Below are 17,633 nucleotides of genomic sequence, written 5' to 3'. Positions count from 1 at the left end.
CTGCATAGGACTGCTGAGCCAAGGTAAGTTGGCGCTTTCTCTGCACATAAAAGCGCCTTCCTTTTATCCTTGGCCGAGCTATGACGAAGCAGTGCATAAAAATCCTTATGAAATCTGACTCTGCGAATTAATCAGCGCTTCCCTGGAGATGAGTCACCAGGAGATTTGGCCAGCCTGCGGTGCTCCCATCGATTGCTTTCGACAGGAAATATCATGCCGTAGGCCGTGGAGCTTTCCTGGAAGCTAAAAGCCAGAGGCTAGCAGCCCCATGCTATTGACTCTATTCATAAGCATGCATATCCATTGAATTCAGTATAGCTTTTTCCTATGCTCAAATCAATAGTTTCAAATGTACATATGTCTGGAAGAGACCTATAATAACGGCAGAGTGAAGGAAACACCGAGTGCTTCCCAAAAGAAAAGGATTGCTTGTCATATAGGAGGAACCAATGAACCACGAAGAACAGGTTGAAAAAATGAAAGATATTATGGCCAAATTCCTTGGCCACACCGCCATCCGCCTTCCGGACGACGTGATTGAAAAGCTGGAGGAACTCCGGGACAAGGAAGACACGCCCCCGGCGAAGGTCATTTACCGCACCATGTTCCGCAACCAGATGCTGGCGGAAAAACTGCAGCGCCCGTCCTGCCAGGACACCGGAGTGCCCCAGTTCTGGATCCGCTGCGGCACGAAGTTCCCGCTCATAGATGATTTGGAAAAGCTGCTCCGGGATTCCGTAGTGAAGACATCATTTGAAACGCCGCTGCGCCTGAATTCCGTAGAGACCTTCAGCGAATACAATACCGGCAAGAACGTAGGCAAAGGCACCCCCACCATCTGGTGGGACATGGTTCCCCATTCGGATAAATGTGAAATCTACACCTACCTTTCCGGTGGCGGATGCTCTCTCCCTGGCTGTGCCACGGTGCTCATGCCTGGCGAAGGATATGAGGGGGTCACGAAATTCGTACTGGACCGCATGACAAGCTACGGACTCAATGCCTGCCCGCCGCTTCTCGTGGGCGTAGGCATCGGCACCTCCGTGGAGACGGCAGCCCTGAATTCCAAAAAGGCCCTCTTCCGTCCCATCGGAAGCCACAATGACAACCCCAATGCCGAAAAGATGGAGCACCTCCTGGAAGACGGTATTAACGCCCTGGGCCTTGGACCCCAGGGCATGGGCGGCCACTACTCCGTCATGGGCGTAAATATTGAAAACACCGCCCGCCATCCTTCCGTCATCGGCTGCGCCGTGTGCGTAGGATGCTGGAGCCACCGGAGAGGACATATTGTTTTCGATAAAGATCTCAATTTCAAGACCGATACCCACAGCCATTTCACCTATAACGGCTGATTCGATACAGATATTTTACAGAAAAGGAGAAGAAAATGGCTGTTTCAATTGTTGATGGAAATAAAGTACTCACCACCCCCATTTCCCGGGAAGATTTAAAGGATATCCACATCGGAGATATTATTTACCTCACCGGCGACCTCACCACCTGCCGTGATGTGGCCCACCGCCGGGTGGTGGAAGAAGGCCGGGACCTGCCTGTGGATATTAAGGATAAAGCCATCCTCCACGCAGGCCCCATCATCCGCCCCCACGGAGAAGAGTCCTATGAAATGGTTTCCGTAGGCCCCACCACATCCATGCGCATGGAAAAATTCGAATACGAATTCGTAAAGAAAACGGGGGTCCGGGTCATTGTAGGCAAAGGGGGCATGAAAGAAAATACGGAACGGGCCTGCCGGGAGTTCGGCGCCATCCACTGCGTATTCCCCGCCGGAAATGCGGTGGTAGCCGCCCAGGAAGTGGAAGAAGTGGTAGATGCCCACTGGAAGGAACTGGGCATGCCGGAAACCCTCTGGCACTGCCATGTAAAGAATTTCGGTCCCCTCATCGTTTCCATCGATTCCTACGGGAAGAACTACTTCGAAGAGAAAAAGGTGGAATACAACAAGCGGAAAGAGGAGCAGATCAAACGGATCAGCGCCCAGGTAGGGTTCATTAAGTAAACGTCATAAAAACTGCTATAGCCACCCCCATGGGGCTGCTAGCTTCTAGCTGTTAGCTGCCAGGAAAGCTCAGCAGCCGACGGCATGAATAAGTAAGGCTCATCATGTAGGAAGCGCCGCAGGCTGAGCAGCTTTCCTAGCAGCTAGTGATACGTTTCAATCACATTTGTGCTAATCATAGATTAATCGTACGGCAATTTTATGATAGCATAGCAAGTGAAACTACCCCTATACCGTCATTTCGAGCGGTGGCAGCATGCAAAGTGACTGTGCATATAAAAATCGCTACAGCTACGATGAGTCGAGAAATCTTTCTTGCGTTTGGAATCATAGTTTTTCGGCCGTTGCCAGCGTTTTAGGACCGTCAGAGACATTTATCTGAGAGATCTCTCGACTCTCTCGTACATTCGATTTTTATATTTTACGTCATTACTGCGCTTACCACCGCTCGAGATGACGAGTTAGGTGCAGAGTCTATGGCATTTAGAATCGGCATGCGGCAGTAGTGGTTCCACTCGAGTCAAATATTAACCATTATCCCAAATGTGATTGAAACGCATCACTAGAAGCTAACAGCTAGCAGACTCATGCTAATGACTCTATCCATAAGCATGCTGTCAGAAAAGGGAGCAGGACATTTCCTGCTCCCTTTTGTAATGCTTCTTATCCCTTTTTCACCAGGTCAAACACCGTCTGGAAGGGCACGCCCTTTTCTTCGGCCAGTGCCTTCACCGATTCATACTCCGGATACCGCCTTTTCTCTCCGTGGATGGTCACTTCCTTAACCTTCACTTTTCCATAGGCCGTATCCACTTCCTTTTCCTCCCGCCGGAGGATGGACCGCATGACAGAGGTGAATTCCCGGATACCGATGGTAGTGGTTTCGCTGAAGATGATATCCTCCAGGACATCCTTCGTTTCCTCTTTGCAGATCACCGTGAGCTCCCAGGCGGGGCGGTTCTTTTTCATATAAATGGGACTGTAGTGGACGTCCAGGGCCCCTGCCTCCATGAGGCGCTTCATGGTATACCCCAGCACTTCGCCGCTGGCATCGTCGATATCGCTTTCCAGCTTCACCACTTCGTCCTTGTCCCCCGGTCCTTCGCCGGTATCGATAAGAATGGCCCGGAAGATATTTGTCCGTTCTTTATAGTCTCTCTTTCCTGCGCCAAGGCCCGTCTTCACAATGGTAAACGATGCCGGCAGGCTGTGGGACGTGCAGAGGGCCGCTGCGATAGCCGCCCCTGTTGGGGTCACATATTCTCCTTTGGCCTCCATGATTTCCAGAGGCATATGGTAAGCCGTCACAATATTCAAAGTCGCCGGCACAGGTACCGGAAGCACGCCGTGCTGGCAGCGGACGGAGCCGGTGCCTTCACAGAGCTTCGGCACAATGACATCGGAAATACCGAGATTATCGAAGCATACAGCTGCCGCGATGATATCTACAATGGAATCAATCGCTCCCACTTCATGGAAATGGACCTCTTCAATGGGCAGGTTGTGGGCCTTCGATTCCGCCTCCGCCACAATGCGGAAAATCTTCTTTGCCAGTTTCCGGGCCGGCTCCGTCATATCCGTACCATCAATTACCGCTTCCACATCCGCCAGATGCCGGTGTTCATGATGGTGGTGATGGTCGTGGTCATGATGGTGCCCCTCTCCGCCATGGCAGTGGCAGTGGTGTTCATGGTCATGGTTCTCGTCTCCGTCGTGGCAGTGGCAGTGGTGCTCGTGGTCATGGTCCTCTTCCCCCTCATGGCAGTGGCAGTGGTGCTCATGGTCGTGGTCCTCTTCCCCCTCATGGCAGTGACAGTGATGTTCGTGGTTCTCATCTCCATGGAGATGGGCTTCCGCCACCGGCAGGGGACCATAGAGATAGGCCATGTCATGGTCATGGTTTTCGTGTTCTTTATCCAGGATCACATTGAAATCACAGCAGTCGATGCCCGCCTTCTGGACCCTGGAAATTTCCACCTTGAATCCTTTGGCCGGGATGGAGTCCAGTGCCTTCTCCAATACCTTACGATCCGCTCCCAGGTCCAGGAGAGATGCCACAAACATATCTCCCGCAATGCCGGAAGACGCTTCCAAGTATAAGGATTTTCCCATTTAAATCTTTCCCCTTTCTGCAAGCCGGTTGATCTGGGTAGCCACATAACCGGCGCCAAAGCCGTTATCAATATTCACGGTTACTATGCCATTGGCACAGGAATTGATCATGGTGAGGAGGGCTGCAAGGCCGTGGAAACTGGCGCCGTACCCTACGGACGTGGGTACCGCAATCACCGGGTTCCGGACAAGTCCTCCGATGACAGAGGCCAGGGCCCCTTCCATACCGGCGACTGCAATGACACAGTTCGCCTGCCGCACCAGGGTCTCCTTGGACAGAAGCCGGTGGATGCCGCTCACCCCTACGTCGTAAATCCGCTCCACATGGCTGCCGAAGTATTCCGCCGTCTGGGCCGCTTCCTCGGCCACGGAAATATCCGCCGTGCCGCCGGTACAGACAGCGATGCAGCCGATGTGGTCCTTCTCCTTTTCCTGCTTCAGGATATGGGACACGGGGTCATAGGAAATACCGGGCAGCACCTTCTTCACCAGCTCATACTGGTGGGCGCTGGCCCGGGTGCCGAAGACTTCGCCGTCGCAGTCGTAGAGTTTTTTGAAAATCTGCCCCAGGAAGGCATCAGACTTTCCCTGGCAGTATACCACTTCCGCAAAGCCGCTCCGGGCCTTCCTGTCCGTATCCAGCTTCGCAAATCCCATTTCCTCGTAGGACCGGTCTGCCGGGTTCTCCCGAAGAAGACTCTCCGCCTCGTCAATATCCAGTTCTCCCTGCTTTACCTGTTCCAGAATACTTTTAATGTCCATATGACTCCTATTGCTGTTCATACAATGACTGATGAGTTAGTTAGGAGTGAGGAGTTAGGAGTTAGGAGTGAATGTGGCGGCGCACAAATTATAAAGCGCCGCAGAGTTTGATTATTTGGGTACGTCATTCAAATGACTGTACACAGTTAAATAACGGCCTGGCATGTTTGCAATTAGAATCAAGTGTAACACGCTTAATGCTCAAAATATAAATTTACGGCGCTATATGAATTGTGCGCCGCACCACCACTCCTCACTCCTCACTCCTAACTCCTCACTACCCACACCCCACAACACAAAATGTGCTGACAGCCTACTCTTTCAACACTTCATCCATACTGCCCATGCGGTAGCCCATGAGGTCCATGGTGACGTAAGTAAACCCAAAGGAACGGAAGGCAGAAACCACTTCTTCGTGGATCTTATACAGATGCCAGAGGTCTTCCGGCAGTACCTCTATACGAGCCATATTTCCTTCATGGAACCGCACCCGCAGCTGCTTGAATCCCTTGGCGAACAGGAAATCCTCTGCCCTTTCCACCATGGACAGCTTATCCGCCGTAATGGTTTCCCCGTAGGGGAAACGGGTGGCCATACAGGCAAAGGAGGGTTTGCTCCAGGTGGGGAGCCCCGCTTCCTTCGAAAGGGCCCGGATATCTGCCTTGTAAAGTCCGGCGTGGCGCAGGGGGCTCTTGATGGAAAGCTCAGCCAGTGCCTTCAGCCCCGGCCGGTACTGGGAGGCATCGTTCATGTTCGTCCCGTCAATGACATAGGCAAAGCCTTCATCCTCTGCCATTTTTTTCAGGGAGCTGAAGAGGAAATGTTTGCACAGATAGCAGCGGTTAGACGGATTTTCTGCAAATCCCTCGATTTTGAACTGGTCCATTTTCACCACTTCCTGCCGGATTCCTTCGGCTTTGCAGTACTCTATGGCATCCGCCACTTCCCGCTCCGGCACGGAAGCCAGGTTCATGGTCACCGCCATGGCCTTATCCCCCAGTACCTTCCCCGCCTCATGCATGAGATAGGTGGAATCCACGCCGCCGGAAAAAGCCAGTACCACGCTGCCCAGCTCCTTCAGGTAGGACTCCAGGGCTTCCTGTTTCTGTAAAAGTTCTTCACTCACCATGATGATTCTCCATTCTTTACTTGAGTATACCGCCCTGACTCCGGGCGCCTGCCGGGAGGATGGAAGAGCGGAAAATACGGCCCGTCCATGGGCCGCAGGATATGATTTTATTATAGCATATGAAGCAGGGTTTAATGGAATAGGCTGTATTATAGGGGCATGTGTCAAGTGGGTTAACATACTTATGGGCAGAGTCACTGGCGCACTATAAAAGCGGCGCCCATGGCGCCGCTTTCTTCAGGTTCTACCTTCCATCATTTTCCGGATCCGTTCCCGCCGTCTCCGGGCTGCCTCTTCATCTACGATGATATGGTGGCCCGATGCCGTAACGAATTCCTCCCGTTTCGGCACAATCTTCTGTGCGCCATACCGGGCATAGTCAAAATCACCGCCCAGGGCGCAGCTGGCGCAGTCTCTTCCGCTGGCGCCCCGCCACATGCGGTAAATGCAGTATCCAAACCATGCCGCAATGGCACAGATAATGAGTCCTGTCAAAAATGTACCCATCATGGGTCCTCCTTTCCCGAGAAAATGATAACTTTTCTCAATCACATTATATCACCATTTTAGGTGCGCCACAATAAAAAAGAATGCATCCCTTGTGCAGGATACATTCTTTCTTTTATTCCGGGTCAGATGAGAATCATGCTCCCCGCTGCCAGAAGGAGTCCAAAGGTGAGACGATTGAACATTTTCTGGTTGATCATATCATGGATTTTATTTCCCAGGTACACCGCAGCGGCCAGGGGAATCACGCCGAGCGCCAGGAGTTCAAAGAATTCCGGAGTATAGAGGCCCTTCTGGTAATCGTTGAACATGAGCACCAGGTTCAGGATTGTCCAAACAGAAGCCACATTGGCCCGGAAGGAATCCTTATCCCGGAAGGTCGCCACCAGGTACACCACCAGCAGGGCGCCGCCGGAAGCGAACATACCGTGGATGATGCCGGCTCCCAGCAGCACGGGAATCGCAATCCATGCGGGCAGGGGAGATGTGCCCTGCTTGAAAATCATATTCTTCAGCGCCACTCCTACGATAATGGCACCATAGAGGGGAACCAGGATCTGCTGATTCACCACATTGTACAGGTGGATGCCGATGGCCATGCCCACCAGCATGAAAACCACAATCCGAAGAAGTTCCTTTCTATTGATGAAGCTCCGGTTCCTGAACATCAGGTAAGCACACACGAGCCAGCAGATGGCATTAATCACAGCCTTTGCCATGTCCGGACCATAAAGCAGGATCGTAGGGGGAATAGAAATCATGACCCCCGCGAAACCGGTCAGGGCCTGCACGATATTGGAAATAAATACGGCTGCCATAAAAAGGGCCAATTTGATAAATTCAGGAAGCATCATTAAGTCCATAAGAGTCACCTTATTCCTATCTATTTTCAGGGGCAGACAGCATCGATATCCGCCGATATAAGTCTTGATGGACCTATTATAACCCCGGTTTTTACGGAAAAAGGCCATTTCTCCATTCTGTATAGGTTAATCTAATTATGTTATCGATTTTCCTGCTACCAATCTTATTTATGAATAGTTGTGAAACAATATTATGATGATTTAAAGTCATAATAGATGGCCAATATGATTTAATATCATCATCGATAGAATCGAACTTTTTTAAAAAGTACAGTCTCATTAATTCATAGAAACCGCCCGATTCCTACATTCTCCCCGCCTCCGAAAGGTGGCGCTATAGAATCCTTCTATGTGCACCTATCTACCCATTGGTACCCCTTGACAGGTTTTCAAATTCCTCCGGTATCCTGTATAATAGGAAAAGATATTTCCTGAAAAGTGCCACTGTGCAGAAAGGTCTAACCATGGCAGAAACAATTCCATTTCCCCAGGGAAACCATAAAAAGAATCTGAAAGCTGATATTTTTGAGAATTATACAAAGTCAAAGGGCCTGAATTTCTTCAAGCGCCGGGATATCCATGATTCCTATGACACCTCCGTCTTCATGACCGCCATCCCCGCCGGAAAGCATCATAAGCTGGTAGCTGCGGTGATTACGGACAACAGCATGTACATTCTCCTCCGGATCCATCTGGGCACGGCGCCGAAGGGACCTGCCCGGAAGACATTCATGGCGTTCCTCAACGACCTGAATGCCCACCATGCCATCATGAAATACACCGTAGGTTTCGATGACAACGTGTTCCTCGATGTCACTACCACTACGAAGGCGGAGAAATTTGATCCCGAAGTGGTCCGGGTAACCCTGGATATGATCATCTACCATCTGGGGGAAGTATACGATGACATCGCCCGCCGTCTGGACAAACCGGGAGACCAGACTGACGGATTCAGCCTGTAAGAAACAGGTCGTAAAATAGCATTCCTCATTCCTTAGGAAAGCGATGCAGGTATTAGTTAGGAGTGAGGAGTGAGGAGTGAGGAGTGAGGAGTGAGGAGTGAGGAGTGAGGAGTGAGGAGTGAGGAGTGAGGAGTGGCGGTGCAGCGCACAAATTATATAGCGCTGCGAAATATATAATCTACTTTCTCTCCCGCAGAATCTCATGCCGCCGAGATACTGCCCTGACTGACAAGCCACAGCTGATTCGGGTTGCTTGAGCAGTGCTGGGTTTCCTTGCAATTTACGGTATTTTTATTATTGAACCGCCACATCTTCACTCCCCACAAACTGTTCTGCATTCTTTCATACGATTGGAGGGAAGGTCCAAAATTGGCGGTGCTCTATGAATTGCGCGCCGCCACCTCCACTCCTAACTCCTCGCTCCTAACTGCCAGCTCCCGTCTGTTCAAAGTTCAAATCCATTCTCACAACTCTACCAGAAAAGAGGTTCCTCCCATGATTCGTCCGATTGTCAAAGATATTCTCTTTCTTTCCCGGAAAGCGGAGAAAGCATCCTTCAAGGACCGGAAGGATGGCCAGGATCTGCTGGATACCCTGGAAGCCCACTTTGAAGACTGCGTAGGGCTGGCTGCCAATATGATCGGCAGCACGAAGGCCATCATCGCCATCCGGGACGGAGACCGCCCTCTTCTTCTCTACAACCCGGTCATCACAAACCACTCGCCCACTTCCTACGATACGGAAGAGGGCTGCCTCTCCCTTGCCGGACGGCGCCCCTGCCGGCGGTATGACTGGGTGGAGGTGAAATACGAGGATGAAGCGTTCCATAAAAAGAGAAAACGGTTCCAGGATTTCACTGCCGAAATCATCCAGCATGAAATGGACCATCTGGAAGGTATACTGATTTAAGAAAGCATCGCTGATTCTCCTGGCCTCACCCTTGGGCGTGAGGTCTTTTTATTGTCCCAATGTCCCTTCCGAGGCCAGGGGGAATTCCTGTTTTCCTATCCCAATAAAATTCCCATTCCTTCTTCATGTTCATAAAACAATAAATAGGTTATAATAATAAGGATCTCGGTCCGGTGTTTTTATTCTGCCGGATTCTGTAGGAGGAACGAATGAATATCACCATCATCGGTGCCGGCAGTACGGCCCTGGCCGGCGCCGCATTTTTTAACCTGAAAAATATTCCCTGCAAAGTATTCGTACGGAACCGACTGAAAGCGGCTTTCTGGAACCGGACGCCCCTTACGGTCCGGGGAAAGATGGATGCTTCTTTCTTCGTGCCTGTGGTGACGGATCTGAAAGAGGCCTGCGAGGAGGCAGACATTCTCATGGTCTGCACCCACGCCACGGACCACGAAGCGGTGGTGGAAGAGGTGGCACCTTACCTTCACAAAGGACAGTGCCTTCTTTTCATGAACGGCTGCTGGGGGGCCATCAAGGCCTGCCGGGTCCTTTCAAAGAAGCAGGGGGTGCCGGATATCACTATTGCAGAAACCGCCAACATGCCTTTTATTTCCCGGCTTTCCCAGGACTATAAATGCCTCGATTTCAAGGCCATGAAAGAGGAAATCGGCTATTCCTGCCTGGGAGAGGAAGGAGAACTCAGCAATCTCTTCCACCTCATGGCGTCCAAGGTGAGCCGGGTCGCATCGCCTGCGTCCACTTCCCTATCCGCCACGAACCCCATCATCCACGTCACCCAGTGTCTCTTCAATATCACCCGCATTGAAAACGGGGAATCCTTCCATTTCTTTGGGGCTCCCCTGACAAAACGGGTAGCGGACTACATGGAAGCCTGCGATAATGAACGAATTGCCATCGGAAAAGCCCTGGGCCTGTCCCTTTCCTCCCTGCTGGATGTGCTCAATGCATCCTGGGGAGAGAAAAAGGGGACTCTCTATGAGGCCCTCACGGAGAATGAATCCTATAAAACCGTCATGGGCCCTGCGGACCTCAAGGGCCGGTACCTTTCGGAAGACCTGCCCTGCGGTATGGGAAGCCTCCGGGACCTGGCGGATATGATGCACGTGGATGCCCCTCATATCCGCAGTCTCGTGGATACCCTGTCCCTGTACCTGGGAAAGCCCTATACCCCCTTCCTGACTCCCCAGGACCTGCGGGTCATTAAAAGCCTGAAATAAAACAGGCTGTCCGAAAAGCCATTCGTTTCCAAAGGAGGATTTTTATGAAGAAACTGCTGGTTCCCTTTCTGGCTGCCTGCCTGCTCATGGGCGGAACCCAGGCAATAGCGGAGAATTGGATTTCCTTCCAGGATTCCACCACCACCCAGGTCGATACTGATTCCTACGTGGACAGCGGCCTCCGTTCTTCCCTGAATATCAAGTCCCTTGGGAAAGACGGCACCACCATTTCTACCATTGAATTTGACAAGGATCAGCGGGCCTACCGGGTAGCGGAAATGAAGACCTTTGATTCCTCCGGGAAAGAAACCCACGAATTCAAGTACAGCGATGACCCCCAGAACTGGAGCCGCCTCGTGCCCCACTCCTTCGGCATGAACCTCTATACCCACTACGTGGCCAACCCGCTTCCCCGGTTCGTGAAACCCCAGTGGCTTCTTGTGTATAAGGAGCAGGGCGTCCGTTTCCACGGCAGTACCTACGATGTGGAGAAAAATACGATTACCTATAAAGATGGATACGCCACATTCTGGGTCCGCATTTCCTATCCCTGGAAGGACCAGAATTTTTCTTCCGTCATTTACCACGTGAAAATGGATGTGCCCCATAAACGGATCCAGACTCTGTCCATGACCCGCTACGGTTACGATGGAAAAATCCAGAGCCACGGCGCCGGCACTGCAGACCGGGAAGCCATCGCCCCTGATTCCCCTATGGAGAAAATCCATGATTACATCAACAAAGAACTCCTGGCCGGCCACATCCGCATGCTGTCGTCGCTGTGAGGCATTTCTGGTACTGGCGGTCAGTGTCACTGGCATGAGAGCTTCCAGGGAAGCTGTCTCGCCTACGTCATGAAAGGCAACCGAAGAATGGGCCAAGCGCCGAAGGCTAATCAGTTTTCCTAAAAGCTAACAGCCAGGGAAGCGCTGATTAATTCGCAGAGTCAGATTTCATAAGGGTTTTTATGCACTGCTTCGTCATAACTCTCCTTAAATAGCTCGCTATTCGCGTCGAGTTATTCCTCGCATTGCATAAAAACCCAAGAATGAAATCTGACAACGATTTAATCAGTGCTTCCCTAGAAGCTAAAAGCCCCACGCCAGCTGACTCTACCGGTCAACACACAATTATAAACCATGATACGAATCTACACACATACAAAAAATGAAATAGAATCCCAGTCCTGCTACGGTGCCTTCCTGAAAGGGACCATTCCGACGGAAGGATGGATCCTCGTAGAAGGGCCGCACCTGTACCTCTTCCACGAGAAGCCTTTTATCCCGGAGGGAGAAGCCCTGCCGGTAACTGCCGGTCCGGTGGACTGGATTTTTTCTTCCCTTCCCGAAGAAAAGGCCCGGGCCGCCTATACCGCTTTTCTTACCGGCCGCCGGCTTCCCGCCGGAAGTGCCCTGGCCGCCGGTGAAGGGAAAGTCCTTGCCTTCCCATCGGATGCCTGGGAACCGGACCTGGGGACCATGGATATATACCATCTTCCCTTTGACCCGCTGGAAGAAGTACTGACACCCCAGGAAATCGCAAAGCTCTACAGCATTGATGCGAAGCGGGTCCAGTCGGACTGCGAACGGGCGGGAGAAGGAAACCTCTTTTCCCTTTCGGAAGTACGGAAATCCGGAAATACCTGGCTCATCCTGAAGACCGCTGCCAGGAGGGTATATAAGAATGAGGAAGCAGAGAAACTTCCTTTGAATCCCCTGCTTCTCGTCTTCTCTACCATAGAGGCCGCCCATATCTGGAACCGGGACAGCGGCGTCGTACGCAGTGCCGCCGCCGGAGCCGGCCACGCTGCCGCCCGTATGCATGAGGGCGACCGGCGGAAATCGGGCCGCACCTGGCTCGTCACCAGGGATGCCATGGACCGCCTCTTCGGCCAGGCCCTGCCGGGGCCCATGAAAGAAGCCATGAAGTGGATGTGATGGGCTTCGCCGCTTCGCGGCAGAATTGGGATTTGAGAGTTGAGGTTCCGCGGCTTCGCCGCCGGATGGATGCGGCGAAGCCGCTGAACCGGCATATATCATTGCGGCGCTTCTAATTTTGTGCGCCGCACCATCACTCCTCACTCCTCACTCCTCACTCCTCACTTTTCCCTTTTCTTAACCGATGTATCTATCATACCCCTGCCATCATCCCTTCCCCTTGCATTTTCTCCTGCATCTGTGTTATATTGAACATAATTGATATGTTATCCATAGCAGTGCAAGGACAAGAGAGAGTACATGGATGGAACCATACCAGAGAGCCCCGGCGGTGGAAAGGGGCATGGGAATTGCATGGAAGTGCCTCTTCGAGCAGGCGGGCTGAAGGAATGTAGGCCGCCCGGGGTGCCCGTTACAGCTCGTAGTCATATGGACTAACCAAGGTTTTCCCGGTGACGGGAAAATGAATTTGGGTGGAACACGGAAATCTCCGTCCCATGGGATGGAGATTTTTTATATTGCTTTGATTGAAAAGAAAGAAGGCCTTTTATGTCTCTTGTATTACAGGCGGAGCACATCCGCAAATCCTTTGGCAGCCACGAAGTGCTAAAAGATGTCAGCCTCTCCGTAGAGAAGGGCAGTGTGGTCTCCATTCTGGGCCCCTCGGGCACCGGGAAAACTACCTTCCTCCGCTGCCTCAATTATCTGGAAAAGCCGGACGCCGGAAAGCTGACCATCAGCGACGTTTCCGTCGATTTTTCCCATATCACGAAGAAAGAAGTGCAGCAGCTCCGCCGGAAATCCACCATGGTTTTCCAGTCCTTCAACCTCTTCAAGAACAAGACGGTCCTGGAGAACGTGACGGAAGGTCTCATCTACGGCTATGGCAAAACGAAGAAAGAAGCCAATGAAATCGCCATGAAAGAGCTGGAACGGGTCCACATGGCGGACTATGCGAAAATGTACCCCTCCGCCCTCTCCGGAGGCATGCAGCAGCGGGTAGGCATTGCCCGGGCCCTGGCGCCAAGGCCCGATGTGATCCTCTTCGATGAGCCCACATCCGCCCTGGATCCGGAACTGGTGGGGGAAGTGCTGGACACCATCGCTGCCGTGGCTACCCTGGGCATTACCATGATCATCGTCACCCATGAAATGCACTTTGCCAAAGAAGTGTCTTCGAAGGTGGTCTTCATGGCAGACGGCCATATCGTGGAAGAAGGGACTCCTGATGACATCTTTACCCATCCGAAGGAAGAAAAGACCCGGCAGTTCCTGCAGCGTATGTTGAAACGGGAAGAGGGATAATATGCTGACCTTTAATGTTTCCTATTTTCTGGGTCTCTTTCCCAGGCTCTCCACGGCCCTGCCCTTTACCATAGAAGTCATCGTTGCTTCCATTTTCCTCTGCCTCTTCTTCGGTACCCTGGTGGCGGTAATCCGTATCGCAAAGATTCCCGTGCTTCACCAGATTTGCGAAGTATGGCTGTCCTATAACCGGTCCATGCCCTTCATCCTGGACCTGTACCTGGTGTACTTCGTGCTGCCGGTCATCGTCCGGGCCCTCCATATCAGCCCTGACGGATGGCCCCTCACAGCCTACGTGCTCATTGCCCTTTCCTTCCACTATACCCCGGTGATTTCCGAAATCATTCGTCCTGCCTACCTGTCCGTGGACAAAGGCCAGACAGAAGCAGCCATGGTTTTCGGCCTGTCCCCTTTCCATAGAGTGGTCCACATCATCGCGCCCCAGGCCCTGCCGGTGGCACTGCCGGGCCTTGTGAGCGAAGCCATCAATATCCTGAAGGACACGTCTGTCATGTTCTTCATCGGAGTGGTGGACCTCATGGGTCGGGCAGGACTCATCATCAACGCTAACTACGGCCAGGGAAAACTGGAAACCTATTGCGCCGTGGCCCTCATTTACTGGGCATTGGTGATCCTCGTGGAACTGGCTTTCCATATTTTCCAGAAATATAACGCTAAAGAAGTAAGGAGGGCTTGAAATGATTGATTTTTCCATACTACCGACGGCTCTCCTCTTCATCGCCAAGGCCATCCCCAATACCCTGTTCATGGCTTTTGTAAGCCTGTTTTTCGGTATTATTTTAGGGTCTGTCATTGCAGTAATCCGGGAAAGCTGTGGCAAAGGAGTAAACGGTCTCTTTGCCGTACTCGTTTCCTTCCTCCGCGGCGTGCCGGCTATTGTGCAGCTTTTCATCGTCTACAATTCCCTGCCCTTCCTGCTGGCTCCTCTCATTTCCTCGGTAGTCGGCCACACGGTGAAACCTTTCGACGTGTCCCCCTACTGGACCGTGTACACCACGTTCATCCTGTACAATACCGCCTACCAGTCCGAGAACATCCGGGGCGCCCTCCGGGCTGTGGACAAAGGGCAGTACGAGGCGGCCGTATCCATGGGCATGACCCCCTTCCGGGCCTTCACCCGCATCGTCTTTCCCCAGGCCTTTCTCGTAGCCATGCCTGCCTTCTTCACCTACTACCTGAAAACCATCAAGCTTTTGGCCCTCGTATTTACGGTGAAGGTGGTGGACATGTTCGCGGAGGCCGACATTTTCTCCGCCCTCTACAACCGCCGCACGGAGCCCTACATTGCCGATGCCATTGCCTACTGGACCGTATCCATTATCCTCACCTTCTTCTTCGCCTGGTGGGAAAAGAAACTCCGGGAAAAGATGTGATGCCAGCCGGACAGGGTCCTGAAGACCCAGGCCGCGGCTTCGATTTCGCCGGTACTGTCTTGACTCATTTTCCCCTCTCCCCTACAATGTAAGAAAAAACGCGGAAGGAGCGATTTCCATGAATATAAAAGAAGAAACCCTGCAGATGAAACAGGCCTCTCCCCTGCTGGCAGCCACGCCCTTAGCCCAGAGGAACCGGGCCCTGGAAAATATCCGGGACACCCTCACCGCCCATAAAGAAGAAATCTTTGCGGCCAACCGGAAAGATCTTGCCCTGGCCGAGGAAAACGGGGTTCCCCAGGCCGTAAAGAAGCGGCTCAAATTCGATGAAGGAAAACTCTCTGACGTGACGGCGGAGCTCACAAGTCTCCTCGCCCTGCCGGATCCCATAGGGAAGGTCACCCTCCATCGGCAGCTGGATGAAGGACTCATCCTCACCCGCATCACCTGTCCCATCGGCGTCATCGGCGTCATCTTCGAAGCCCGGCCGGATGCGCTGGTCCAGATTTCCTCCCTCTGCCTGAAGAGCGGCAACTGCGCCATCCTGAAGGGCGGAAAAGAGACCACCTATACAAACCGCATCCTCTTCTCCCTTATCCATGAAGCTGCCATGGCGGCAGGCCTTCCGGAGAAATGCCTCCTCCAGGCAGAGCAGCACAATGAAATCGACGAACTCCTGGAATGCCAGGGATCCGTGGATCTCCTCATCCCCCGGGGCTCCAATGCCTTCGTGCAATACATTATGCACCACACCAGCATTCCCGTCCTGGGCCACGCCGACGGGGTATGCCACATTTACGTGGATAAGGACTACGATATCAAAAAGGCCATCCCCATCATCATCGACGCCAAGACCCAGTACACCGCCGCCTGCAACGCCGTGGAAACCATCCTGGTCCACCGGGCCATTGCCAGAGATTTCCTGCCGAAGCTGGCAGAGGCACTCCGGGAAAATCACGTGGCCATCCGGGGCGGCGAAGGGGTAAGTGCAATCATTCCCGCCAAACCCATGGATAAAGAAACGGGCTGGCACAAGGAATACCTGGACCTCATGCTATCCATCGGCCTCGTGGACAATGTGGACGACGCCATCCGCCACATCAATACCTATGGATCCCACCATACAGACTCCATTATCACCGAAAATGATGAAACTGCGGAGCGGTTCCTCACCCTCGTGGACTCCGCCGGCGTCTACCGGAACGTATCCACCCGCTTTGCCGACGGCTTCCGCTACGGCTTCGGTGCGGAAGTGGGCATCTCCACCTCCAAAATCCACGCCCGGGGCCCCGTGGGACTGGAAGGGCTGGTGTCCTACAAATACCGGCTCATCGGAAACGGCCAGATCGTAGGAGACTACGCCTCCGGGAAAAAGCACTTCCACTTTAAAGACCTGTAAATCAGAGAGTTGAGGTCCCGCGGCTGACTCCCGCCGCATATCGTCATTTCGAGCGGTGGTACGCGCCGTGATGGCTGTATCTGCTAAAGCAGGTTGTGAGAAAGAGTCGAGAAATCTCCCTGATAAATGACTGTGACGGTGTTTCAAGGAAGACCTGTATTCCCAATCCCAAGAAAGATTTCTCCACTCCTTGAAGCTGTAGCGATTCTTGACTGCAGAGTCATTAAGCATACTACCACCGGTCGAAATGACGGAGTACGGACAGAGCCATCCTTCGTGGTATACCATTTTTACACAATTGACTCCATCCCTCCTCCGTCATCTCGAGCGATGTCAGCGCCGAAGTATCTGTATCTGTAAAAATAATGTGTGAGAAAGAGTCGAGAGATCTCCGAGAACTATGCCTCTGACGTTCTTACAACGCTATGGCAGAAGGTGAATAGTTCTGCATTTCCAAACGCAAGAAAGATTTCTCCACTCCTCGAAGCTGTAGCGATTTTGAACTGCAGCGTCATTATGCATACGGCCACCGGTCGAAATGACGGAATACGAATAGTGCCATTCTTCATGGTATACCCTGTTCATGAAAATGACCCCATCCCTCCTCCGTCATCTCGAGCGGTGGCAGCACCGTAGTGTCCGTATCTGTAAAAGTAGTATGTGATGAAGAGTCGAGAGATCTCACGGATCATTGCCTGTGACGGTACTTCAGGAATGGCGGAACATGAATAATGCCATTCTTCGTGGTATACCCTATTCATGAAAATGACTCCATCCCTCCTCCGTCATCTCGAGCGGTGGCAGCGCCGTAGTGTCCGTATCTGTAAAAGTAGTATGTGAGGAAGAGTCGAGAGATCTCACGGACAATTGCCTGTGACGGTACTTCAGGAATAACGGAACATGAATAGCGCCATTCCTCCTCCGTCATCTCGAGCGGTAGCAGCGCCGTAGTGCCCTTATCTGTAAAAGTAGTATGTGATGAAGAGTCGAGAGATCTCACGGATCATTGCCTGTAACGGTACTTCAGAAAAATTTTGACGGTTGAAGCGTCCCAATGGTTACACAGCAGCTGCTCTCTTCCCTTCTATAGTAAAGA

The 17,633-nt window shown here is 52.3% G+C and carries 16 protein-coding genes and 1 other annotated feature; of the genes, 11 read left to right on the top strand and 5 right to left on the bottom strand.

Annotated features, from left to right (window positions below; genetic code table 11):
• Positions 1-449 precede the first annotated feature (449 nt).
• Together ttdA and ttdB are read left to right on the top strand one after the other, a co-directional pair.
• Entirely contained in the window at positions 450-1,355 is a 906-nt protein-coding gene (gene ttdA / locus ACFWUL_RS11450; protein ID WP_416177385.1) for a L(+)-tartrate dehydratase subunit alpha, read from the top strand.
• Between the two features lie 35 nt (positions 1,356-1,390).
• Positions 1,391-2,020, top strand: coding sequence for a L(+)-tartrate dehydratase subunit beta (gene ttdB, locus ACFWUL_RS11445; RefSeq protein WP_297019634.1), 630 nt, complete (start codon positions 1,391-1,393; stop codon positions 2,018-2,020).
• Positions 2,021-2,683: 663 nt separating this feature from the next.
• On the opposite strand, the gene larC is transcribed toward ttdB, so the two are convergent.
• From larC to ACFWUL_RS11420, 5 genes are all read right to left on the bottom strand, one after another.
• The gene (gene larC, locus ACFWUL_RS11440; protein WP_416177384.1) at positions 2,684-4,132 is read right to left on the bottom strand and encodes a nickel pincer cofactor biosynthesis protein LarC; all 1,449 of its coding nucleotides are present in this window, start codon (positions 4,130-4,132) and stop codon (positions 2,684-2,686) included.
• Entirely contained in the window at positions 4,133-4,894 is a 762-nt protein-coding gene (gene larB, locus ACFWUL_RS11435) for a nickel pincer cofactor biosynthesis protein LarB (protein ID WP_416177383.1), read from the bottom strand.
• A 313-nt stretch (positions 4,895-5,207) separates the two neighbouring features.
• Positions 5,208-6,023, bottom strand: a complete 816-nt coding sequence (larE, locus tag ACFWUL_RS11430) for an ATP-dependent sacrificial sulfur transferase LarE (RefSeq protein WP_416177382.1) — start codon at positions 6,021-6,023, stop codon at positions 5,208-5,210.
• Positions 6,024-6,260: 237 nt separating this feature from the next.
• The gene (locus tag ACFWUL_RS11425) at positions 6,261-6,533 is read right to left on the bottom strand and encodes a hypothetical protein (protein ID WP_416177381.1); all 273 of its coding nucleotides are present in this window, start codon (positions 6,531-6,533) and stop codon (positions 6,261-6,263) included.
• Between the two features lie 122 nt (positions 6,534-6,655).
• A complete protein-coding gene (locus ACFWUL_RS11420; protein ID WP_416177380.1) occupies positions 6,656-7,393 on the bottom strand; it encodes a sulfite exporter TauE/SafE family protein in 738 nt (245 codons plus the stop codon).
• Between the two features lie 464 nt (positions 7,394-7,857).
• Here ACFWUL_RS11420 and ACFWUL_RS11415 point away from each other — a divergent pair, with 464 nt between their 5' ends.
• From ACFWUL_RS11415 to ACFWUL_RS11375, 9 genes are all read left to right on the top strand, one after another.
• Positions 7,858-8,355 carry a hypothetical protein gene (locus tag ACFWUL_RS11415; protein ID WP_416177379.1) on the top strand — a complete coding sequence of 166 codons (498 nt, stop codon included), beginning with the start codon at positions 7,858-7,860 and terminating at the stop codon, positions 8,353-8,355.
• Positions 8,356-8,850: 495 nt separating this feature from the next.
• Positions 8,851-9,264 carry a peptide deformylase gene (locus ACFWUL_RS11410; RefSeq protein ID WP_297019658.1) on the top strand — a complete coding sequence of 138 codons (414 nt, stop codon included), beginning with the start codon at positions 8,851-8,853 and terminating at the stop codon, positions 9,262-9,264.
• Between the two features lie 209 nt (positions 9,265-9,473).
• Entirely contained in the window at positions 9,474-10,502 is a 1,029-nt protein-coding gene (locus tag ACFWUL_RS11405) for an NAD/NADP octopine/nopaline dehydrogenase family protein (RefSeq protein ID WP_416177378.1), read from the top strand.
• A gap of 44 nt (positions 10,503-10,546) precedes the next feature.
• The gene (locus ACFWUL_RS11400) at positions 10,547-11,287 is read left to right on the top strand and encodes a hypothetical protein (protein WP_416177377.1); all 741 of its coding nucleotides are present in this window, start codon (positions 10,547-10,549) and stop codon (positions 11,285-11,287) included.
• Positions 11,288-11,641: 354 nt separating this feature from the next.
• On the top strand, positions 11,642-12,439 hold the full coding sequence (locus ACFWUL_RS11395) for a helix-turn-helix domain-containing protein (protein WP_297019668.1): 798 nt from the start codon (positions 11,642-11,644) through the stop codon (positions 12,437-12,439).
• 274 nt (positions 12,440-12,713) lie between these two features.
• Positions 12,714-12,940, top strand: a binding site (T-box leader).
• 48 nt (positions 12,941-12,988) lie between these two features.
• Positions 12,989-13,744, top strand: coding sequence for an amino acid ABC transporter ATP-binding protein (locus ACFWUL_RS11390; RefSeq protein WP_297019670.1), 756 nt, complete (start codon positions 12,989-12,991; stop codon positions 13,742-13,744).
• 1 nt (position 13,745) lies between these two features.
• Positions 13,746-14,441 carry an amino acid ABC transporter permease gene (locus tag ACFWUL_RS11385; protein ID WP_416177376.1) on the top strand — a complete coding sequence of 232 codons (696 nt, stop codon included), beginning with the start codon at positions 13,746-13,748 and terminating at the stop codon, positions 14,439-14,441.
• Position 14,442: 1 nt separating this feature from the next.
• Positions 14,443-15,138 carry an amino acid ABC transporter permease gene (locus tag ACFWUL_RS11380; RefSeq protein ID WP_297019674.1) on the top strand — a complete coding sequence of 232 codons (696 nt, stop codon included), beginning with the start codon at positions 14,443-14,445 and terminating at the stop codon, positions 15,136-15,138.
• A 118-nt stretch (positions 15,139-15,256) separates the two neighbouring features.
• Positions 15,257-16,537 carry a glutamate-5-semialdehyde dehydrogenase gene (locus ACFWUL_RS11375; RefSeq protein WP_416177375.1) on the top strand — a complete coding sequence of 427 codons (1,281 nt, stop codon included), beginning with the start codon at positions 15,257-15,259 and terminating at the stop codon, positions 16,535-16,537.
• Positions 16,538-17,633: the final 1,096 nt, after the last annotated feature.

The sequence above is a fragment of the Dialister sp. genome (assembly GCF_047832375.1).
Classification (GTDB): Bacteria; Bacillota; Negativicutes; order Veillonellales; family Dialisteraceae; genus Dialister.
Note: the sequence above shows the minus strand (reverse complement) of the source record. Positions and strands in the feature narration are given on the sequence as shown.